Annotated in this window: 24 protein-coding genes; 3 read left to right on the top strand and 21 right to left on the bottom strand. The window is 55.8% G+C overall.

Going from position 1 to position 20,961, the window contains the following annotated elements; translation table 11 throughout:
* Window positions 1–45: 45 nt before the first annotated feature.
* From ACNO7C_RS03620 to ACNO7C_RS03575, 10 genes are all read right to left on the bottom strand, one after another.
* Window positions 46–477: a translation initiation factor IF-2 subunit beta gene (locus tag ACNO7C_RS03620; RefSeq protein WP_318538087.1), complete on the bottom strand. Its 432-nt coding sequence runs from the start codon at window positions 475–477 to the stop codon at window positions 46–48.
* Window positions 478–508: 31 nt separating this feature from the next.
* Window positions 509–1,069 (bottom strand): DNA replication complex subunit Gins51, encoded by a 561-nt coding sequence (locus tag ACNO7C_RS03615; RefSeq protein ID WP_318538088.1) that lies wholly within the window; start codon window positions 1,067–1,069, stop codon window positions 509–511.
* 241 nt (window positions 1,070–1,310) lie between these two features.
* Window positions 1,311–1,880: a phosphoribosyltransferase gene (locus tag ACNO7C_RS03610; RefSeq protein ID WP_460025617.1), complete on the bottom strand. Its 570-nt coding sequence runs from the start codon at window positions 1,878–1,880 to the stop codon at window positions 1,311–1,313.
* Between the two features lie 185 nt (window positions 1,881–2,065).
* Entirely contained in the window at window positions 2,066–3,049 is a 984-nt protein-coding gene (locus tag ACNO7C_RS03605) for a ribose 1,5-bisphosphate isomerase (RefSeq protein WP_460025616.1), read from the bottom strand.
* Window positions 3,039–4,007 carry a translation initiation factor eIF-2B gene (locus tag ACNO7C_RS03600; protein WP_460025615.1) on the bottom strand — a complete coding sequence of 323 codons (969 nt, stop codon included), beginning with the start codon at window positions 4,005–4,007 and terminating at the stop codon, window positions 3,039–3,041. Before ACNO7C_RS03600 ends, ACNO7C_RS03605 begins: the two co-directional genes overlap by 11 nt.
* Before the next feature lie 64 nt (window positions 4,008–4,071).
* On the bottom strand, window positions 4,072–4,971 hold the full coding sequence (locus ACNO7C_RS03595; protein ID WP_460025614.1) for a ribose-phosphate diphosphokinase: 900 nt from the start codon (window positions 4,969–4,971) through the stop codon (window positions 4,072–4,074).
* A gap of 24 nt (window positions 4,972–4,995) precedes the next feature.
* Window positions 4,996–5,310: an Rpp14/Pop5 family protein gene (locus ACNO7C_RS03590; protein ID WP_460025613.1), complete on the bottom strand. Its 315-nt coding sequence runs from the start codon at window positions 5,308–5,310 to the stop codon at window positions 4,996–4,998.
* Entirely contained in the window at window positions 5,307–6,062 is a 756-nt protein-coding gene (locus tag ACNO7C_RS03585) for a PHP domain-containing protein (protein ID WP_460025612.1), read from the bottom strand. Before ACNO7C_RS03585 ends, ACNO7C_RS03590 begins: the two co-directional genes overlap by 4 nt.
* The gene (locus ACNO7C_RS03580; protein WP_460025611.1) at window positions 6,059–6,517 is read right to left on the bottom strand and encodes an RNA-binding domain-containing protein; all 459 of its coding nucleotides are present in this window, start codon (window positions 6,515–6,517) and stop codon (window positions 6,059–6,061) included. The genes ACNO7C_RS03585 and ACNO7C_RS03580 overlap by 4 nt, the downstream gene beginning before the upstream one ends.
* Window positions 6,514–7,071 carry a 50S ribosomal protein L15e gene (locus ACNO7C_RS03575; RefSeq protein WP_460025610.1) on the bottom strand — a complete coding sequence of 186 codons (558 nt, stop codon included), beginning with the start codon at window positions 7,069–7,071 and terminating at the stop codon, window positions 6,514–6,516. The genes ACNO7C_RS03580 and ACNO7C_RS03575 overlap by 4 nt, the downstream gene beginning before the upstream one ends.
* Before the next feature lie 192 nt (window positions 7,072–7,263).
* Here ACNO7C_RS03575 and ACNO7C_RS03570 point away from each other — a divergent pair, with 192 nt between their 5' ends.
* Window positions 7,264–7,422, top strand: a complete 159-nt coding sequence (locus ACNO7C_RS03570; protein WP_460025609.1) for a hypothetical protein — start codon at window positions 7,264–7,266, stop codon at window positions 7,420–7,422.
* A 46-nt stretch (window positions 7,423–7,468) separates the two neighbouring features.
* On the opposite strand, the gene ACNO7C_RS03565 is transcribed toward ACNO7C_RS03570, so the two are convergent.
* Both ACNO7C_RS03565 and ACNO7C_RS03560 read right to left on the bottom strand, forming a co-directional pair.
* A complete protein-coding gene (locus ACNO7C_RS03565; protein ID WP_460025608.1) occupies window positions 7,469–8,656 on the bottom strand; it encodes a methyltransferase in 1,188 nt (395 codons plus the stop codon).
* 51 nt (window positions 8,657–8,707) lie between these two features.
* Window positions 8,708–9,637 (bottom strand): helix-turn-helix domain-containing protein, encoded by a 930-nt coding sequence (locus ACNO7C_RS03560; protein WP_460025607.1) that lies wholly within the window; start codon window positions 9,635–9,637, stop codon window positions 8,708–8,710.
* Between the two features lie 136 nt (window positions 9,638–9,773).
* Here ACNO7C_RS03560 and psmB point away from each other — a divergent pair, with 136 nt between their 5' ends.
* Both psmB and ACNO7C_RS03550 read left to right on the top strand, forming a co-directional pair.
* Window positions 9,774–10,541 (top strand): archaeal proteasome endopeptidase complex subunit beta, encoded by a 768-nt coding sequence (psmB, locus tag ACNO7C_RS03555; protein ID WP_460025606.1) that lies wholly within the window; start codon window positions 9,774–9,776, stop codon window positions 10,539–10,541.
* Between the two features lie 40 nt (window positions 10,542–10,581).
* A complete protein-coding gene (locus ACNO7C_RS03550; RefSeq protein WP_460025605.1) occupies window positions 10,582–12,957 on the top strand; it encodes a DNA-directed DNA polymerase in 2,376 nt (791 codons plus the stop codon).
* A 29-nt stretch (window positions 12,958–12,986) separates the two neighbouring features.
* Here ACNO7C_RS03550 and ACNO7C_RS03545 read toward each other — a convergent pair whose 3' ends face one another.
* The 9 genes from ACNO7C_RS03545 to ACNO7C_RS03505 form a co-directional block, all read right to left on the bottom strand.
* Window positions 12,987–13,640, bottom strand: a complete 654-nt coding sequence (locus ACNO7C_RS03545; RefSeq protein ID WP_460025604.1) for a hypothetical protein — start codon at window positions 13,638–13,640, stop codon at window positions 12,987–12,989.
* 2 nt (window positions 13,641–13,642) lie between these two features.
* Window positions 13,643–13,909 carry a hypothetical protein gene (locus ACNO7C_RS03540; RefSeq protein ID WP_318538103.1) on the bottom strand — a complete coding sequence of 89 codons (267 nt, stop codon included), beginning with the start codon at window positions 13,907–13,909 and terminating at the stop codon, window positions 13,643–13,645.
* Window positions 13,910–14,247: 338 nt separating this feature from the next.
* Window positions 14,248–15,660, bottom strand: coding sequence for a zinc ribbon domain-containing protein (locus ACNO7C_RS03535; protein ID WP_460025603.1), 1,413 nt, complete (start codon window positions 15,658–15,660; stop codon window positions 14,248–14,250).
* Window positions 15,661–16,814: 1,154 nt separating this feature from the next.
* Window positions 16,815–17,510 (bottom strand): hypothetical protein, encoded by a 696-nt coding sequence (locus ACNO7C_RS03530; protein ID WP_460025602.1) that lies wholly within the window; start codon window positions 17,508–17,510, stop codon window positions 16,815–16,817.
* On the bottom strand, window positions 17,497–18,966 hold the full coding sequence (locus tag ACNO7C_RS03525; RefSeq protein WP_460025601.1) for a helicase C-terminal domain-containing protein: 1,470 nt from the start codon (window positions 18,964–18,966) through the stop codon (window positions 17,497–17,499). Before ACNO7C_RS03525 ends, ACNO7C_RS03530 begins: the two co-directional genes overlap by 14 nt.
* A 10-nt stretch (window positions 18,967–18,976) precedes the next feature.
* On the bottom strand, window positions 18,977–19,834 hold the full coding sequence (locus tag ACNO7C_RS03520) for a helicase HerA domain-containing protein (protein WP_460025600.1): 858 nt from the start codon (window positions 19,832–19,834) through the stop codon (window positions 18,977–18,979).
* Between the two features lie 6 nt (window positions 19,835–19,840).
* Window positions 19,841–20,119 (bottom strand): hypothetical protein, encoded by a 279-nt coding sequence (locus tag ACNO7C_RS03515; RefSeq protein WP_460025599.1) that lies wholly within the window; start codon window positions 20,117–20,119, stop codon window positions 19,841–19,843.
* A 10-nt stretch (window positions 20,120–20,129) separates the two neighbouring features.
* Window positions 20,130–20,387: a hypothetical protein gene (locus ACNO7C_RS03510; RefSeq protein ID WP_460025598.1), complete on the bottom strand. Its 258-nt coding sequence runs from the start codon at window positions 20,385–20,387 to the stop codon at window positions 20,130–20,132.
* Between the two features lie 6 nt (window positions 20,388–20,393).
* A complete protein-coding gene (locus tag ACNO7C_RS03505; RefSeq protein ID WP_460025597.1) occupies window positions 20,394–20,852 on the bottom strand; it encodes a hypothetical protein in 459 nt (152 codons plus the stop codon).
* Window positions 20,853–20,961: the final 109 nt, after the last annotated feature.

Here is a 20,961-nt window from a genome sequence, read left to right as displayed (position 1 = left end):
GTAAGATTAAGGAGGACTGTGGGGAACAAAAGGAGGTATAGGCTGCTAGAATGGTTTTACAGGCGAAATGGCTCCACAAGCCATGCATTTGATCGACATAAGTTTCTTTTCCTTGACGAGCAGAGTATCCGGGCTCCCACAGACCGGGCACTTCACATAGTCATTAAAGAACCTTTCAAGGAGCTTATTTAGGAGCTGTGGCGATGTTTCGCCTTGAATAACGGCAACACCCTCCTCGTAGTACCCTGGGAGGGCCGTTTCCTTAAGGATATAGCGTAATAGAACCTGAGGTTCTCTGTTCAGAAGCTCTGCAACGTTCTTAAAATTCGTTATGTAGACCCTCTTGCCGGAGATGGTTACCTCAAACCTCGGTAAAGTGAACCTTTCGCCAGAACTCTTCGGTCTCCGCCTTGGTAACAGCTTGTATGCCCGTTCAAGTAGCTCTTCATATGCTGGAAAGCTATCTTCTGAGGCCACGGTACTGGTACCAAGTATATCCTGATAAATATTACCCTTTCAACTCGCCGGGGATCTCCTCCGCGTATCCTGAGGCTACCAGCTCCTTAGCTAGCCTTTTAGGCAGGTAAGCGACGTCCCCTTTGCCGAATGGCCCTAGGCTTAAGTCGTGGTCGACAATCTTAGGATAAGGTTGTAGGAAGAACACTAGAGTCTTTTCTTCCCTCTTTCTCGCTTGGGTGCTCCCTGCACTTCTGCCAGCGACCGAGACCCTCTCCTTCTCCTCTGTTCTTTGATACACCTGAGGATTAGCGTTGAAGGTCTCTAAAGCCGAGATAACTTTCTCAAGCACCTCTCTCTCAAGACGCGGAAGTGAATTAACATTCTGCTGGAAACTCCCTCGATAGATGAGGCTGATCTCCTTAATTAGTCTGATGAGGAAAAGAGCCCTTAAGGTTGAAAGAGCGATTTTAACCGTATGCTCGACAGCACTCTCTCTGCGTAAGTACTCTACAACTTTCTCGTAGAAGTCCTGTTCCAAAATTTCTAGGTCGGCGTTTAACATCTCATTGATGAGTTTTGTGAAGATCGTTGCAAAGTCCACTTCAGCCACCGTTCTGCTTAATATGCGCTCTTTCCCAGTCTAGATCCCGCTGCGGCCCTTTAAAACGTTGCGCCGTTCCACGTCCAGAGGTTCCTCGCATGCTTAATCCATCACGTATAATCCCAGCCTGGTTAAGGGGCGGAGCTTTTGGGGTCAGCACTGGAGGAAAGCGTTCTTGCCACGCGTTGTGTAGCAAGGTTCGAGCTTGGGAAAGCGGTCATTTGAGGCGCGCTCCCAATAGGTGTGCTGTTTATCGCTTCGAGTTCTCGACGATGTTTTTAATGTCCTCTATCACCTTTGAATCAAGGCCTAAGAGCGACTGGTACTCGTTGGGTATGCTTTCAAGTGTTTCTCGGATTTCGTAGGGGAATACCGCCCACTCTTCTATCACGCGCACGAAAAAGTCAGGCCGTGTTTTCGCCCAAGGCTTTACGTAGAGAGCGGCGCTTCTAACCTCTCCTGGATTATGTGCAGAGATGTATTTTAAAACGAAACTTAGGGTAGTCCCGCTGTCAACAATATCGTCAACCACGAGGACCGGTTTGCCTCGTACCTCATCACTATTTATGGAGCCTTCCAAGATTGGCTCTTTCGCTGCAGTTCCAATGCCTTCGTAGAGCCGTACAGAAACGTTGGCGATCCTGCGTATCGACAGGAAGTCGGACAGTAATCTGCCTACGACTAAACCTCCTCTGGCAACGAGTACTAGGAGCTCTGGATAAAAGCCGGCGAAAGCTATTTTCTTAGCCAACTCTAAGGTATCGTAGAAGAGCTCGCTCCAGGTGATTTTGCGTAATTTTAAGGTTCCGAAACTAGTCATAAAACGTAATCTCATAGGGTAAAAAAGTTTTTTGCCCATAAGATTGCTCGAAAAAGCTACCTCTCGACTCTATTAGATCTCTAAGAATACAGAGCTTCACGGCGCGTAATACGAAATATCGTTTTGCTCAACATGTTGTATTCCAGGATTTAGCTGATAACTCACGCCAACACAACAAAAGTCAATCATACATCCTCCTCGATGCCACGAACGGTATCGTGAACAGCCTCCCTGCTATACATCTCCTCTAAAACGAGGAACGAGGCCTGTGGAGGTATTACACCTATTTCGGTGATTATCGCGGTCACCAGCGAGGAGGGAGTTACGTCGAACGAGGGGTTGAGCACCTTGAGCCTCGGGTTTTCGGCCAGGAGGGTTCCAGGTAGCACCTCAGCGGGCGATCTCTCCTCTATGACTACGGGCTCACCCCACACAGTGTAAGGACTAAACTTGTAAGTCTCTGTTGCCACGTAGAAGTCTGCTCCTCTTTCGCGCGCTATAAGAGCTATCAGGCTCGTTCCTATTTTGTTTACAACCGCGCCGTTAGCGGTCACCGTATCAGCGCCAACAATCACTTTGTCCACATCCTTTATGATACTCCTAACAGCCGAGTCGGGGATAATTGTAACCTCCACGCCTTTATCTGCTAGCATCTTAGCTGTTATGTAGCCTTGGAAAAGCGGCCGAGTTTCCGTTGCTATAACTTTAACCCTCTTACCCTGCCTAAAGGCCTCGCTTATTATCGACACAACTGCCTGGCTATTGCAGTGAGTCAACACAACCTCGCCGTCGTGCAACAGCCTACTTCCTATTTCCGCTATCGCCTCTACAGCTCTTTCGGAGTAAGCAATGAAGCTATTAGCCCGCTCTACTACTACTTTTTTGGCCTCTTCAACGCTTTGCGCGACGTTTAATCTAAATAACGGTGAAATAACGTAGCTGACAGCGTTGGGGAGCGAGACGGCTGTAGGCCTCGTTCTAACGATATAGTCGGCTACGGACTTCATGTACCTCTTGAAGTCTTCCAGAGAGTCCCCGGAGTACTTCTCAGCCGATATCCGCAGGGCTAGCGCACCAGCTCTAGCGATTCTGCCAGCGCCCCTCACCCTCATGTCCCTGATGTCGCTGGCTATGTGCTCAACTTCTTCGGGTATCCCATCAACCGCCATAGGTCCCTACCTTGGACAGCGCGGTGAGAAGGTTTTCCAGAGGGGTCGGTTTGGGCGGCCATCCGTATAGGTCACGGACAGTCATTATCACGAACGACGGGGCTACGAGGCCCTTCTCCGTTATTATCGCGTCAATGTATTCCGGCGGTGTTACGTCGAATAGCGGAGCCCTTACCTTTACGCCCTCGATCCCTCTCTGTGCCAAGTAGTTTTTGATCTCGGTGGTGTCTGCCTCAGGGATCTCGACGAGCCCTCCAACGAGGGTCTCTGGGCTGAATTTTAAAGTTGATGTGACGACGAAGACCCTGACGCGCGCCTCGTGGGCAGCCAGTGCTATCTGGCTGGAGCCGACCTTGTTGACATTAGCACCGTTGGCCGTCACGCTCTCAGAGCTCAGCAGAACCTTATCCACGTTCTTCATAACATAGCGCACTGCGGAGTCGACAATGAGTGTCACGTCGCAGCCAATATCAGCAAGCTCTGCCGCGAGCCTAACTCCCTCGCTACCAGGCCTCGACTCGGTCACAATCACCCTGATCTCCTTCCCGCCTTTGATCGCTTTCTCGATAGTTTTTTTCACGAACACGCTGTACGAGGCGGTCAGAACGGTGTCGCCATCCTCTAGACGTTTCTCAGCTATGGAGGAGGCCTCCTCGACGGTTGCCTTGATCCTCTCCTTGATTTCCGCAACCTTCGACGACGCTTTTTCGTGAACGGATTCCGGAGACTCACCACTGTACTCGAGTACAGTTTTAGCGAGCTCACGTATGCTGTTAGCGAGAAGGGCAGAAGTTGGTCGTGCTCTCACAATGCGCAGCGCCAGCTCAGCGAATCTATCGAGTCTCTTCTCGAGTGTGAGAGCCTCCAGCATTTTGTCCATCGCGTAAAAAACTACCTCCGTCGAGCTGTGTATTCTCCCCGTTCTTATGTCCTCAACAACTCTCTCCCACTCCAGCATGTGAGCCCTCTCTAGTAAAGAATGTCGCATGCCGCGAATAAAACCTTCCGGTATTGGCCACTTGTTACGCAGTTATATCAACCAATGCATTGGCAATCGGCACCGCGACACTTACCCTGGCGAACTGATTTACCACGCTATCTGTTGCTACTATGTCTTTAACTCCAGCCGACACGATCTTAGCCTCGGCTCCCGCAACGAAGAGCCCATGGGTGCATGCGGCGATTATTTCTTCAACGCCGTATTCCCTTAAAGTTAGGGCTGCGGCCGCTACAGTAGTGCCGGTACTAATGATATCATCCACTATCACTGCCTTCTTTACGTTGCTTACCTCGCCCCTTATTCTTACATCCTCATCCCCTTTTCTTTCCTTCTCCAACACAAGGTAATCGGCACCGATCTCCTTCGAGAAAATCTCGGCCCACTGACGCGCTTCCTCATCAGGAGCTACAACAGTAAACCCTTCACCGTAGTTTTTGCTCACATAGCGTGCTAGCTCCCCCATGCCTGACACGTTAATGGCTTTAATCCTGAATACCTCTCCAATGCTCTTAACCCTGTGCAGGTGCATGTCGACAGTTACCAACGCGGAGATGCCCAGCACCTCCAAGAGCTCTGCGACAATGCTCAGGCTCACAGCTTCCCCAGGACTGAACTCCTGATCCTGTCTAGCGTACGGGAAGTACGGCATTATCAGAATCACCTCGCGGGCACCGACCCTCGTAAGGGTTTTCACGGCGAGTACCGCCTCAATGAGTGCATCGTTGGGCCTTCGGCCCGAGCATATGGCTAGTGCTACCCTCTTTCCGCGGACTTCCTGCGGCACGCGCACGTAGAGCTCTCCGTCCGGAAACTCTCTCGTGACCAGAGGCTTAAACGTAGCCGCAAGGTGTCTAGAGAGCTCCATTGCAAGCCTGGTACAACCGCTTCCGGAGACCACCACCAGGTCTGTTCGAGGCTTCACGCCTCAAAAATCCCAGCTTAACTATTATTGTTTTACCGGCGGGATGCTCACGGCTATCCTCATAGCTTTCCTAGATGTACCGGTTGTCTTAACGACGATAAACGAACACTCAGCGTCAAGCAAGAGCGTTGCTCGGAGAAGCTTTACGCCCTCACGCTTGACCCGTAGAACGAAAACACCATTGCCTGTCGCGTACACGACTTTTGGAAGCGTCCGTGAGAGACCGCTAACCCCAAATAGGAGAAGAACGTAATTTTTCACGCGTTCTTCCACCTCCCTGGTCGAGGCTCTAACGTTTCTGCTTCTTACAACAAGGTACCTGTACTTGTTTTCCCTCACCCTGCTTTACCCTCTACCCTCAAACCTTCCACCGGTCGAATCCCCAGTCTTTTCTCAACGTTCTCGTTTAAACGCTGCTCAATCATCTTTGAAATAGAGGTAGCCACGAACATGCCGTCCAAGTTCAGGACGAGCTCGGCGAAGGCTATGAGGGAGCGCGGATCCTTTAACCCCTTATCGCCGCTCGAAATAAGCACTGGGACTTTTTTTCGAGAGAAATTGCTCAGTAGACTTCTAATTGACGAGATGTTTTTGGCGAGAACTTGGGCGTCCTCCGCTAAGAGAGATGATGCTATCACTTCTACGAATTTTCCGTATCTCAGGATGTACTCGATGTCTCCTTTATACAGCTTCGGTGATATTAGGGGTTGCATTGTGACGATATCTACCCTACGATCCCTACTGGAAAATGCAGCAATCTCTCTCGATATAGCTTCAACCGATACTAGGTCGCAGTAACCTCTGATACGAGGAAGCGCTTTCTTCATCTCTACCTGCCCTAAACCGGTGAAGTGGCAACGGAGGTATACTTGGTACCCCACGCTTTGCAGGTCATCTATCATGGAGCGTAACTTTACCACGGCATCCTGGAGGGTTTTTGTATCCAATTTTGGTGTGATGCAAAAGCTGGGAATACAGGCGTAGTAACCAACCTCTTTCGCATGCATGTAAAGGTTTTCAAGAACTTCTCTGGAGGGGGTTTCGATCCTGCCACAAAATACATCGTGGTATCTCCTCTTACGCGAGCTCATAACCGTACTCCCTGCTCCTTCAGAACCCTCTCCAAGTCTTCGCTTCTCCGAATGTTCGGCTTTAACTTTATCACACATTTTATGACTTCATCCCCGCTACTGAGTTTAATGGAACCACGGTAGGCTTCCTGCTTGTCGAAGCGCAGGTAAAGCCTACCCTTAGCGAAGCGCGATTGAAAGTCCTGAAGAACACTCTGCGTGTCCTTACTCGGCATTGACGAAAAAATGTGTAGAGCGATTTTATCAGCCTCCTGCTCACCGTAAATCACTCTGATGAGCAGAATAGGGTTACCGTAGAAGCCATGCGTCACATGCTTCGTCATGGGAAGGTCGCTGACACTCCTTAGCTCTTCCGGTAGCAAATTAATTAAAGCCCGAAGAACGCGTTCTTCTTCTTCAGTCGCGTGAACAGAACACGAAAACTCAATGGAGACTGCGAGTCGCGATCTACTCATTGGCTATTGGTCTCCTCGCCAGCCTGCTCTTCTAGCTTAGCCTTCTCCAGAATCCTGAGGAGCTTCTCACGGGTAACTCTGTAATCCTTCCGCGTTTTAAAGCCGGAGATCCACCTTCTCTCGAGGTCCGACTTCACCACAGGGTGGTTGGGGTCCGCCATAACGACCTCGTACCACTTGTACATTCCGTCCTCGCCTACCCAGTAAGAGCCTAGCACGACAAGGTTGGGGAATTTTCTAGCTGCCCTCTCCTCAGCTATCCACTGCGCACTTTTGTGAGGACTGTACCCGTAGACGCCCATTCTTTTAGGCCTTCTACCGCTATCTGGCCGGGGCCTGTTAAGGCCGCCCTTTCTGACACGAACCCTGACGATGACATAACCCTGCTTAGCCTTATACCCAAGGGCCCTGGCTCTGTTTATTCGAGTCGGCTTCTCTACCCTTACCACGCTCGGCTCTTTTCTCCAGAGAATCAGCCTTTCCTTCATCAGCTTACCGTGCTCACCGCTCATCGGCCTTTTCCAGATTTCAGCTAGATACTTCTGGTAGCCCATGAACACCCTGGAGACGTGTATCAACGGTGCTTTTTAGCTTTTCTATTGTCTCTTCCCATGTTTAACCCAAGCTTTCTCTTATCCCGAGGGTTAGAAAGGGGTAAAGGCAGGTGCACGAGCAGCACTCGTAAGCCAGGCTCGCAGTTGTCACACTGAGTGTGAAGATTAACCTTCAGCACGCACTCCAGCATAATGGCGGAGGTAAGCGGCGGGATCTGGGATTGCATGACCAGGTGGCTCAAGGCGTGCTGGCTCGGCTACAGCGTCGAGGAAATGCTGTGCGGCAGGGACACTTCAAGGATGCTTAGGCCTGATCGACGCGGAGCCTTAGATGCCTTCTGTGGGACATGACCGTGGTGATGCGACCACTTACCCTCGATCTGCAGAAATTGTTGCTCTATCGAGCTTGCCATGCCTCGAGTATGTCAGCTACATTCGCTGTGGTTCTAAAGCCCTTTTCGTCGAAGTGAGTTAGAGAGGAGGGGTACCCTTTCAGTGCTAGTTGATCGACCAGTTGTCGAGCTGAGCGCTCCTCAGCCAGCTTATAAGTCGAGGCGACCTTCTCGGTGGTGTAGTACAGTGGAGGCTTATCCCGCTCCTGGTCTATTTTTGTAGCTACGGACAACCCCTTCCTGCAAAGGTTCAGCTCAGCTTGACGAGCCATGTATTCCCGGGAGATCTCCTGGGAGGCTTCCGAAGCCCATAGCTCTCCGATCCACACGGGGCCTCCAACTACCCACCCACCGCCTGCCAGACGTCCACCGCATATTTCGGAGGCTTGTGATAGAACCACGAGCTGACGCTCGAGGGTCTTAGGGTTATAGAGGATAATGCCCAAGTTTTCCTCCAGGAAACCGCTTCTCTCCTTCTTCTCAACGATCACGCAGACTCTAATGTGGTGGTCGAGATAATATGAGTAAAAAGGCCTTATAACCCGCCCAAGCTTTGCCGCTTCGCGGGCAATAAAGTAGAGCAGCACTCTCACGGCCTGCTCTCGAGAGAACTCAGCCTCTAGTGCTTTCGAAAAGTACTTTCTTATACAGGCCGAGGGATAAATCCCTAAAAGCGGGGGCAAATCCGTGGCAGTAGCGCACAGGAGTCCTCCGTGCCTGACCGCTCTTAAAGCGGGGTGTATGAAGGGTGCAGGCGTACCAAATGGATCAAGGTCTACCACTTCGGCTTTCGTAGAGGCTAAAATTTCGTGAGCCTCTTTACTAAAAACCTTTACAACATCCGTGACACCGTTCAAAGCCACATTTTCCCGAGCTAGGAGGGCGGCCTTCGGGTCAACGTCATTAAGTATAACCTGTGATACACCTGGAACCTCGAGAGCATAGCGTATTCCGCGAACACCTGTGCCCGACATAACATCGATTACAGAAACCTCCTTTCTCGCTGATAGTTTAACATACGCCGAGAGAATTACCGTTGAAAGATCCCTGGAGCACTTCATACGAGGGTTATAGAAGACTGGAGCCCATGCTGGATCCACGAAGCCCCTGCTATTTGTATACGATTTTAGATCGCAGTGGCGTATAACGGCCTTTCCCTCTCTGCTTTCGGTTAGCGGGCAAGGCTCGCTCATGAGGCAAGTCGCCGTTAACTTTTATGGATGGATGAAAGTCTTCATTTCTTGTCACGCTGAACTACGAGGGGCAGGTGCGCCAAACGTTGTTTTTCTCAGAAAACCCAGGATAACATCCCTTATCTTATCCGGACTCTTCGAATACACGAACATTAGGCTCTCACTAGGGGTGTCGTCCCGTTCGCCAGCTGACACCACAATGAGCTTAGTTTTCGTGCTCTCCGACACCATGCGAGCAATATCCACTTCTTCTGATGTTGGATCCTTCTTTATCGCAACCTTAACCTGCGTACTTTCTCTAACGTACTTAACCCCAGCGTCGAATGGAGCCTTATTGAATAGGAAATCGATAAAACCGTGCTCTCTGAGCTCCCTGAAGAGAGAGCGCAATAGGGCATCTCTCGGCTCCATCCTAGGTGCCTTAATCTTGTCGCTGAAGACTTCCTTCAAGGAGTCCGCAGAGGCTTTCTCAAAGATCTCGTCGCCGAACATCTCCTCGAGTTTCAGCGCCACATCTAGGCTAACGTCGCTTCGGCCTTCCTCGTAGTTAATTATGGTCCTGCTTGTAACTCCGACCATTCTCGCCAGCTCACCACGACTAATCCCCCTTTTCTCGCGCATCTCCCTAAGTATTGATCCTTTAATCTTCACATAGATGCCTCCGTGAGAAAGGTAGATCAATGGGATTTCAGCTCCAGAAACCATCGATTTAAACGTCTCTTGACTCAAAACGGGAAGGTTGTGGCGTGAATAAACCATATTTTCCTCAAGCTTTTCGTTATCGATTCTTTCTGCCAACACGATCGGAAGAGCGTCTAAAAAGTTTGCCATGCTTTTCAGAACACCTGCAGTGCTCGGTGAGATCGTCGAGGCGTCGTTGACCTCCTTGGTTATAATCACCCTCTCGTTTCCCAGAATCACTATACTATCTAAGCAGTATTCCCGTTTTGGCAATTTGAGGTGGACGCTCCGTTCCTCCATGAATCCTGTTTTACTTAAGGGAAGCTCCCTTTAAAAAGTTTCTACCACGGCCTCAAACTCGCAGTGCAAGCACACGTCACGGGCGACTCATGATCGCCTCGAAGAGAGGGGCTGGCCGTTGAGGGGGGGGGCGCATGTGCCGGTTGCAGCCAAGAGGGCTTTAGGGGCTCAGAGAAGCCCGAAACGGGGCTTTCAAGTTCCTTTTTCCTTGCACCTTCAAAATGTTGCGGACCCAGTGCCTGAGACTTTCGACACGCTTATAGCTTACTTTTTGCTTGTGAACAAGGTGGTTCAAACGTCTGCTGTTGAAGTCTTACCTGGAACGACGGTGGGTGTTAGAGTAGCTGATGGAGTTGTGTTAGCGGCAGAAAAGAGAGTCTCCTATGGATTGTACTTGATGAGCAAGTCTGGGAAAAAGGTGTACAGAATACTTGACAGAATGGGACTTGCAAGCGCAGGTTTAATGGCCGACATGCAGACTCTTGCAAGGATCGTTGAAGCCGAGATGAGGATCTACGAGCTAGACGCGGGTATAGCCCCTAGCGTGTGGACAGCCGCCAAACTGCTCTCCTACGTCCTCTACGAAAGGAGACTCTTCCCTTACTACGCAGAACTGATCGTTGGAGGAATAGACGAGACAGGATCACACCTGTACTCCCTAGACCCAATCGGAGCGATCATTGAGGATGATTATGTGGCTCTCGGATCTGGAACACAGTTGGCTATCAGCATCATTGAGAGTAACTACTCCAGTTCCATGTCGGTGGAAGACGCAGAGAAGTTAGCCATAAGGGCAGTTGAGGCCGCGATGAAGCGTGATGCTGCAAGCGGGGATGGGATTGACGTCTTGACGATATCGAGTAAGGGGACATCAGAGAAATCCCTAGCGTGGCCTTTGCACTAGGTTTTTAGGCTCACTCATCCTTATAATTCCCTGAGTATTAATGGCTAGTGAAGAGGTTTTCTGGATACTCGATGTGAACTACGAGGTTGTAGGAGGTATTCCAGAGGTTCGCCTTTGGGGGGTTTCCGAGAGCGGTGAGCGGATAGTCGTAATAGATCGCAGCTTCAGACCTTATTTCTACGTTCTCCCTTCCCAGAGAAAAGCGACAGACGATTTTTTGAGAAGAGTGCTTTCGAGCCTAAGTGGGGTTAAGACCCTTTCGGTTGAGAAGGTCGAGAGGAAATACTACGGAACACCTGTCGAGGCTGTCAAAGTTGTGCTGGCGGATCCTCGAGACGTGCCTAGAGCAAGAGAGCTCGTACCCAAGGCAATAGGCGTTGAAGAAGTCCTCGAGGCCGATATCAGGTTCTATATGCGTTACATGATCGACACCGGCGTTAAGCCTAGCTCGTGGCATATCGTTAAGGTTAAAGAGTTAGAGAGGAGCCGCGAGTGGAGAGTCGACAGGGCGTATCTCGCAGTCGAACCTCCGAAACCCATTGATGAACAGAGGCTCCCGAATCTTAAGATATACGCCTTCGACATTGAGTGCTACAATAAGTTTGGAGAGCCGAACCCAGACCGTGACCCCGTGATTTTAATCAGTAGAGCTACCCGCGAGGGAGTCGAAACCTTTGAGGCTGATGAAAATGATGACGAGAGGCTTATCCGCGAGTTTGCGAACGACCTCCTCTCTCAAGACCCCGATGTTATTGTTGGCTATAACAGCAATCGCTTCGACTGGCCATACTTGCTTGCACGCGCGCACAGGTCGAGAATGAGGCTCGATGTGTCTCGAGGCGCTGGAGAGCCCGCCCAGAGTGTATACGGTCACTACAGCATTGTTGGAAGGGCAAACATAGATCTGTACGACTACGCAAGCGAGATCCCCGAGGTAAAGGTCAAGACCTTAGAAAACGTGGCCGACTACCTTGGAGTCGTTAAGAAGAGTGAGCGCATTCTAATAGATCCACTATCGATTTACGAGTACTGGGATGATCCATCAAAGAGAGACTTGCTGAGGCGTTACAACCGCGACGACGCTGTTAGCACGTTTAAGCTCGCTGAGGTTGTTCTACCCTTCGCGGTGCAGTTATCGAGCTTGGTCGGACTTCCTCTCGACCAAGTGTTCGCCGCATCTGTTGGTAATCGGGTAGAGTGGCACCTAATCCGTCAGGCCTTCCTTTACGGAGAGCTTGTTCCCAATGTTAAGGAGCGCCCCGAGGAAACGTACCGGGGAGCCATAGTCTTGAAGCCGAAGCCGGGCGTACACGAGAATATAGCGGTGCTCGACTTCTCTTCAATGTACCCGAACATAATGATAAAGTACAATGTGTCCCCTGACACGTTCGTGCCTCCGGGAGTTGATGTTCACCCCGACGAGGTTTACACAGCCCCCGAGGTTGGCCACAGGTTCAGGAAAAACCCACCAGGCTTCTACGCAAAAGTTCTATCAAGCCTACTTGAAGCAAGGCGTCAAATAAGGGATCAGATGAAGCACTTGGACCCAAAAAGCGACATGTACAGGATTTTGGACGAAAGGCAAAAGGCGATAAAGGTAGTGACCAACGCTACATATGGGTATAGCGGTTGGAGCCTAGCTAGGTGGTATATGCGCGAGGTCGCAGAGGCAACAACGGCCTGGGGCCGCGAGCTAATTAAGAGCGCACTCGCCTACGCTCAGAAGATAGGCCTTTACGTGCTTTACGGAGATACCGACAGCCTGTTCGTCAAATACGACCGGGGTAAAGTAGAAGAGCTCATAAGGTTTGTTGAAAAGGAGCTAGGGTTCGAAATAAAGATCGACAAAGTTTACTCGAAAGTTTTCTTCACGGAGGCGAAAAAGCGGTACTGCGGTCTACTAGAAGACGGAAGAATAGACGTGGTCGGGTTGGAGGCGGTGCGCGGTGACTGGGCGGAAATATCTAAGGAAATACAGGAAAAAGTCATTGAGATCGTGTTACGCGGAGGGGATCCGTGGAAGGCCGTTGAGTACGTGCGAGCGATCATAAGGGATCTCGAGTTGGGCAAGATACCTATCTCGAAGCTAATCATATGGAAGACACTTTCAAAAAGTCTCGACGAGTACGAGGTGGACGCCCCGCACGTTAGAGCGGCTAAAGTGATGGTGAGCGCCGGTTGGAAAGTCGGTAAGGGATCGAAGATCGGCTATGTCATAGTAAAGGGAGGGGAACGGGTCTCGGAGAAAGCCCTACCGTTTTTCCTCGTTAAAAGCAACTCGGAGGTGGATGTAGAGTACTACGTTAAAAGGCAGATCGTGCCAGCCGCGCTACGAATCCTAGAGTACTTCGGGATAAAAGAAGAGCACTTCTACACAGGTAAAAGGCAGCAGACTTTGTTCGATTTCATGGGCTAGGCAAGGCTACAAAGATATGTGAGGGGGGCTTAAAGGAAGTCTATTAGAAGTATGTGAGCGTTGCTCGTTAGCTCATAAATCGTGTCGGAGCTGTCTTCAAGCATCTCTGCGATGCTCAACAAAAGAAGCGACGTGCTGCTTGACACGTTTGAATCAAGGATGCTGAAGATCGTATTACGATAAATGCCGTCAATTTTATTCTCATAGTCTGAGATCCTTCTTATATCCTCCAGTGCTTGAGGGGGGCTGGACTGAAGCCTGTTGAGAAGATCATCCATTGCGCTGAGCATCTGCTCGAGTTCCTGACACATGTCCAGAAGGCCTGCCTGAATGTGTGCAGGCACAACCCAGTTTCGCTCAATGAGGAAGCTCAGCCTGTAAGTTATGCCGCTCAGCTTGTCTATAACCTCCATTATGCGTGAGCCTATTCTGACCCACTCCTCCTTATGTTCAAGCACGCGCGAGATCTTGGAGAGGTAGGTTAGGTACTCTGTCTGAAGATCCTTTGTCTGGTTTTTAGCTGTCTGAGCGTGTTCTAGGAGCCTCTTCTGCCCCTCCCGTTGCGCGGGGTCGCTCAGACTTTTAAGCACTCTGCGAATGTCGCCGAGGATTTCCTGAGCGATAGTGAGCTCCCGGCGAAGTATAGAGATCAGCCTTGCGTCCGCTATAGACACATTGGACACTGCTAACCACCCGCTCTAGCCCTGACCGTGGCTATCGTGTAATCTGCGACGCCCTGCATTTTAAGCTCGTCGGTGTTGCACCACACCTCGTTCGGCGGCACTTTATCGTTGGGTTGAGCCTGGAAATACAGCTTCTTCTTACCCGCTATCACAACCTCGATGGCTGATGATATCCCCAGCTCCGCCATCATTGACGGATTCATGTAAGCCTTACCTTCAGGTACCTCGTCACGCCTTCTAAGCCTCAGCCTGCGCTCCTTCCTTTGCATCAAGACACCCTGGGAAAAACGATGGCTTGTAATATATTTTTACTTTTCACGCTCTTAAAGCCACTCCGACCGCCTTACCCTAATCTTTCTAACGCGACCGGGAGAAATCGCATAGACAACGCCTTTTCGGGCCGCGCCTGGCTCATCTACCCCTTCACTGATCCGGGGCCCCGTTAAGGGTTTTCATGGGCTCCGCGCCTTCGGCCCGCCCCGCCGGCTTGGGGCTGTGCGGCGGGGGCTCCGCCTCGGCGCCTCCTTGCCTCATCACACCGCGCGCGGCACCCGCCAGACGGCTACACGCCGTGGCGGGAACTGGGGCCGGGGCCTCTCCCTCTGCTTCACCGCTTTGGGAAGCTGAGCGAGCCGTGTATCAGTGCTCTCGGGTGGCTCTGGAGCCACTGGCTCAGCGCTTCTAGCTGCTTCTTCGCATTGCAGGCCTTCAAAAAGAGCTTTGCAGCGTTGAATGCTGCGGCCCAGTCCCTGCCGTAGACCAGGCCGCAGCCCGCGCAACGGTAGTATCTTCTCTGAACCTCCACCCCCTCTTTCCCGCAGAGGGGGCAACGCTTCCCAGACACGTTATTCTCAGGCTGGAACCACTTAGCCCCCTCGTAGAGCGCTAGGTTCTTGACGCGCTCCGCGACCCTCAGCAGTGTTCTCTGTAGCTTTGTTCCCCTCAGGCTCTCGGCCCTTGGCACGTCTGCTACGAGTACAACAAAGTAGCCTTGGTCCCTGAACTTTCTGACCAAGGCCCTTAGCTCCTTGAGCGCGCCTCTGATCCAGTCGTTGTTAATCTTCTTCACTTTCCTCGATGCCTGCCTAGCTATGCGCTCAGCCCTCTCCGGCGTGAGGTTCACCTTCGCCCTCAGCCTCTCCGCCAGCCTCAAGGCCCCTTCCACCGCGGAGCCCCATCCTTCCCTCTGTAGCCTCCTGATGTCTCTCCTTTGCTTGAACCTCTCGACAGCTTCGCCCCAGCTCTTAACCTCGGAGTAGCTGCGCATAACAGCCGCGAGGAGCCTCAGCAGAGTCGTGTTGGGCGGCTTGAACACGCATTGAGCCACCAGCCTCACCTCGTCGTCGAAGGTGAAGGTAGCGAGGTAGAGGCCGTGGCTGCTGTTCACGTCAACGGCGATTGTTGCTAGCTTGGAATTGCCGTCCCACCGGGCAGGCCTCACTTTGCGGTGCGCAATGAGGCGAAGCCTGCCCCTAGCCGTTAGCTGCAGCGTCAGCTTCACGTCGCCGAACCTCTCGACGTCCTCGAGTACTGCTCTAATCAAGGATGGCTTCAGCCTCACCACGACACCAGCGCTACTAATGCGTAGCTCACCCCTGTATGTGTCAAGGACTGCAGCGGCGTTAGTGTTACCGTGGAACCTCTCACTGTTGCCGACCACCTTGACCAGTAGTGGCAACGGCGGGGGCGTGAACCTTGTGCGCTTGTTGCTTTTCCTCCTGGCCTCCGCATCCATCCTGCACCACTCCACAGCGTAGTAGAGCAGGCCCTTCGGCAGCCCAGCCAGCCTCGAAGCCTCCTCGATTAACTCCTCTCCGAACCTCTCCGGCTCTTGCGTGAATTCCTCGCCGTACTTCCCCTCGAGATCCTCGCTGGCGTGCTCAACGGCAAGGGTGATGTCGGAGTAGAGCTTTCGGAGCCGAAGCCTCAGCTTCCTGTTAGCTTTAATCTCCCAGACCCTGAACGCATCGACGAGCCTCTCGCCGTTTTTACTCCCCTTGCTCCCGTTTCTCTCACTCATACCCCATCACCTCTTTCTCTCGGGAGGCCGGGCCTTGCGCCGCGGCCCCCGTCCGCCCCCACCCCCGGAGGAGCGGGGTGCGGGGGAGCCGCAGCACAGCCCAGCCCCCCTCAGGGGCGCTGCGTAGTGTCTCACGCTGTGTGAGCCCTGCTGGTAACTGACGCAGTCAAGTCGGCTCGCAACTCAGCGTGTAGTAGCCTGCAGAGCGCTGGGCGCGTCGGTCAGCATTAGCGGCTATAAGCGCAGTCTCACTTGCTGTGAAGCCCCGGCCTGCCGCGCGCGGCCCCAGGCGCGGGGGCGTCGACGCGGCCCTCCCGCCGAGGCCAGCCCAGGCCCGGCGGCGCCAAAGCTGCGCTAGCGGCCCGTCCACCCCCGAGGGCGGGGGGCCGGCTGCCAGGGGGCGGGGAGCAGCCGAGGGCCGCCGAAACCCAACCCCTCGCCCTAGCCCGCCCCAGGCCGCGTGGGCGTGGAGGCGGGCCTCGGGCAGCCGGCTTGCGGGCGGGCACTACTGGCCCAGGGCCAGGCCGCGTGGGCGCGGCCCCGCTAGCCGGCACCTTCACGCCTCCGCAGCCGCGCCGGGAGCCCGCGTGGGGATCCCTGGGGGCGCGGCGCCTCACCGGCGTAGCCCGCCACCCCCCTCGCGGGGGGCCCGGCCTCCCCCTCTAACCCACTCCCACCACGTCCCTGAGGAGCGTGAATGGTGGGTTAGAGGGAGAAAAAGGGGTTGTTTTCGGCGGCCCCGGCCCTCTGGCTCCACCGCCTTTCCCCCCTAAACACTAGTGCGCTGGAGGCGGTGCAGCCTAGGTGCCTGGGGCCTCGCCTCCTGCAGGCGAGCCGCTGTGCCCCCACCCGCGGCCTCCCCCGGCCCTCCCCTTATCCCGGGCCTCGTGGGCGCGGGCCTCGAGGATTGGGCCTGGGCTTGCGGGCCCCCTGCGCCTCCGCCGGGCCGTGGAGCCCACGTGGGGATCCGCTCGGCGCGGCTTTCACGGGCGCCCCGGGGGCCACCAGAGCCGTCGCCGGCCCTGGCCCCACCCCCTCCAGCCCCAGTCCCATCACCTCCCTGAGGAGCGCGAATGGTGGGGTCTGGAGGGGAACAGGGGGGTAGAGAAAAAATAGGGTTGTTTTCAGGTCTCGCTTGCTCTGGGGGGTGTGCTCTAGGTGGCTGGTTCCTCCCGCAGTGCTCGCAGGTCCACTCTCCAGTACCTCTTCTGGATCACTCTGTCCTGGGGGTACTCTGTCACCCTCTCCTCGAGGTACGCCACGTCGGGGCTCGAAATCATCCTGAACAGCCAAGCCTCGCTCAATGTCCAGGAGGTCAGGGTTTCGACCCCCCTCCACCGCTCCTCGCTCGCCCTGCTGCCGAGCAGTATCGTTACGATGGGCACGCCGAGGCCCCCGGGGGCCCTGGAGGCCCTCGCGAAGGCCCCGGCCGGCGCGTGGCGCTGCATCTCGTCCCTGAACCTGCTCAGCCAGCTGTACCACTCGCGCATCTCCGCGCTCGTGTCGGAGAGGCTCTTGCCGTAGCTGGCGTAGACGTCGACCTTCACTGTGCCACCCCGCGCGCTGTACTGCAGGTGGGCGTACTCCCTGGCGCCGTAGACGAGGACGGCCTCCGCCCGCTCCCCCTCAGCTACCTGCATCAGCCACGTCCACTCCTGGATCTCGAGCAGGGACATGACCCCGAGGGCCCTCAGCACCTCTTGGCCGCGCTGCACCTCGGAGCTCCTCCGAAGCTCGCAGTGCCTCTCTACGATGCCCATCAGCGAGTCGAAGAGCCCCCTGAGGACGTCGTGGGGCAGAGTCCTCGACGCGCTCTGATGCTCCCTGAGGTACTCCTCAAGGCTTCGCATTAGTACCACCGCCCTCTATTTTCTCCAGGTTCCTCAGGTCAACCTCCTCGAGCACCAGCGTCGGGCTGAAGTCGAAGCGCCTGAAGCGGTAGTCCGCCAGGACTATGAGCGGGCTGTCCTCGGGCTTCCGGGTGGCCCTCCCGACGCACTGCAGGGTTGTGGTCACCATCGGCACCCACCTCGCAGCCTCACCGCTGATGCCTAAGCGGTTGTAGTAGCGCTCGTACCTCGCCTCCACCTCAGGCGGCAGGAAGGGCGCCCCCAGGAGGACTACAGCGTCCGCGGAGAGGTCGACTCCCTCGCTGAACCTGCCGTAGACGGTGTAGAGCGCCACCCCCCTCCACTCCGCTGGGAGGCGCTCCTCGTAGAAGTCCACCCCGGCGATGATTTGCCTCGCAACCCTCTCTGTGGCGAAAGCCAGCACCCTGGCGAATCTACGCCTCAGCGTGGCCAGCAGCTTGACGTAGCCCCAAATCGTCTCCGAGCCGTACTTGCTCGTCAGGTCCGTCACCACGAGTGCCTTCCTCGGCTGCTGAGGCACCCTGACGACCTGAGCCCCGAAGAGCCTCTCCAGCCCCTCGGGGATCGTCGCTGAAACGTAGACGCGCGGCTCGACGCGGGGCCTCCAGGGGGGCATGTAGACCTCCACGGTCCCAGCCTCCCTGTAGGGCACGCCGCCGTCCGCCACAGCCCTGAGGTACTGTACCAGCGGCGCCAGGTGCGACCTGCTGGCCTTGAGCTTCTCGCGGTAGAGCGGCAGGACGCTGTCGAGCAACTGTAGCGCAGCCTCGGCCGAGGGCTTCTCCAGCACCTCCTCGGCCTCACCGGCCAGCTCCGGCTCGCTTGTTCTCAGCTCGTCGAGCGCCAGCTCCAGCCTCGCGGCGCTGAGCTTTCTGACTCTTGGCGCGAGGAGGTTGTGCACCTCGTCCACCACCGCGGCGCTGTAGTAGCCGCTCACCCTGCGGTGGTAGTTCTGGACCACCACGTCGGCTCTGCTAATGATTGCGTCCTGGGCGTAGTAGTGGCACACTCCCGGTAGCAGTTTAGGTAGCTCCTCCCAGCTCTCCGCCCATATGTCGCCCACCCCCTCCCTGACAAGGGAGAGGAAGTGGGGGCACTGCGCCCTGAAAGCCCTGCAGAACTCCGAGGCGTCCTCGACGCTCCTCGCGTAGGGGCACAGCCTCTCCCTGCCAGCCGCCACAAAGGCCCTCAAGCCCAGCCTCGAAGCGTCGGCGACAACGCGCCTGCCAACCTCCAGCGCTCTGGTGAGCCACAGCGCCGGCAGCCGCCGCGAGGCCTTCAATGCCGCCAGCACGGCCAGCGTCTTGCCCCAGCCCGTCGGAGCCACCAGCAGCACGTCGCCCTCGCTCAGCGCCGAGGCGATGAGCCTAGCAACCTCGGCCTGCCCAGGCCTCGGCTTAAGGCCCGCTTTCTCGAAGAGCTCCTGGACGCTCAACGCCGTCACCTCAGAACAGGCGGTAGAGGTGCCACCTGCCGTTGTGGAAGGCGATGAACTGTCCCGGCTTCAGCTTCACGATGTACGCCGGCAGGCTGAACTTTTGGATGTAGAGGACGTCGTAGGGGCCGAGCGGGCCGATGAACATCGTGGGGTAGTCTGCCTCGCTGCCGTCCGGGAACTGCTGGACCCGCACCACCTTTACGCCCCGCCTGCGCCCCACCCGCACGAGGTCCGTCAATGTTGGTGCGTAGAAGCTCGCCTCCTCGGCCACCAATGTCGTCGGCACGCTGTTCGAGGAGAGGAGCACGTCGCTGATCGCCGCGGCCAGCACTGATGCCGCAGTGGCCTTGTTCCACGCCGACCTCAAGGGGGCCAGGTTGAACCTGCCCCCCTCCGCGATTATGTCCTTGAAGCGCTCCAGCGTCGTCAGCTCAGCGCCCGCCTCAGCGAGCGGCTGAAGCCGCGACCAGGCCGCAGTCGCGCCTAGGCGGTCAAGCACCACCAGCTTCTCGACCGCTCTGAGCAGCCCCTCGAGGCCCCCGTCCTCGGAGGCCTCCCTCACCGCGCGCTTCAGCACAGCGTACGTGCTGCTCCCGCTGGTCTGCGACTCGCGCTTCACCACCTCCGCCACCGCCTGCGGGAGGACTTCCCGCGGCAGCAGCAGAGGCAGCTCATCAGCGCTTTGACCGTACTCGCCGTCGAAGTCTATGATGAGCACCCTTTCGCGCGCACCTTGCTTCTGCGAGCTCCGCGCGATGTAGTAGAGGAGGGCTTTCACCAATGAAGTCTTGCCGCACCCTGACTGCCCTAAAACGATGGTGTGCTGCCGGCTCTCAGCCACTTTCTGCAAGAGAGACTTGAACAAGGCTCCTCACCTCGCCTTCGGCGGAATCAATAGCACTATCTCGCCCCAGTCCGGCGCCGAGAAGCCGTAGAGCCGGTCCCTGTTCTCCAGTATCAGCTTGCCCACGCAGTCGCCCTCTGAGCCGTAGACCTCCACGCCGTTCTCCCAGATTACCACGACCGTCCACCCAGCCTTGCCGAGGTCGAGGAAGATCTTGGAGGGCCTCACCGGCGCCTCCCACTCGTAGATTCGGTCCTCGATTAGGTCCAGCAGCTTAACCATACCTGCCAGCTTGTACGCCTCCACCCTCACCACCTCAAAGCAGAGCTATGATGTCGCTCAGCCCGATGTCGGGCGTCAGGACGAAGAGCTGCACACGGTAGCGGAGCGGGCCGGTGGCGGCGAAGGTGCTCCTCGTCAGCCTCGCCACGCTTCCCGTGCTCTCCAGATACTCTAAGACGGCGAGGGCTGTTCTGGGCGGCACCTTTGCAGCCCTGGCAACCTCCGCTACGCTCACGGCGCCGCGCTTGGAGAGCCGCTCGACCGCGTCAACAACCCTCAAGTAGGCCTCCATGCCCGCTCACCCCCTCAGAGAGCGGTAGACGATGTAGCCGGTAACGCGGCTGTTCATCAGGCCGTATCTGAGGAAGAACTGGGCTAGAGTCGGCGAGCCGTCGACGTCCTCGGAGATCAGCACCACCCTGCCACGCGCCTTGGCCAGAACGAAAGCCCTCTTCACGGCGCTGAGCAGCTCAAACTCCCTCGGGTCCATGCAGTGGTAGAGCTCGCTGGGAGCTATGCCCCGGAGAAGCAACGTAACGGTGCCGTCGTTGCTGCTCAAGGCCTTGACCCGCTCCCCATTCGGGGACGCGGGCCCGGGGATGTCTACGCCGGCGCGCCCCCCGGCTAGCGCGCGCGGCGCCCCCCTCGCTACCCTATAAGCCTCCCCGGGGGGTGGAGAGGCACCTGGGAACCGGGACACCATACCCGGCCCCATCCGCCAGATGAGCCTGAGCCCACCCGTGCAGGGGCCGGGCACGGCGCCCCAGCCCCCAGGCGCCCCCACCCCAGCCTATGGGCGGGGCCGCGGGGCTAGAAGGCGCTAAGGCGCCTCCCCACCCCCCCCCTTGAATGCCCCGTAGCCCCCA

Source organism: Infirmifilum tikiterense (genome assembly GCF_054696565.1).
Note: the sequence above shows the minus strand (reverse complement) of the source record. Positions and strands in the feature narration are given on the sequence as shown.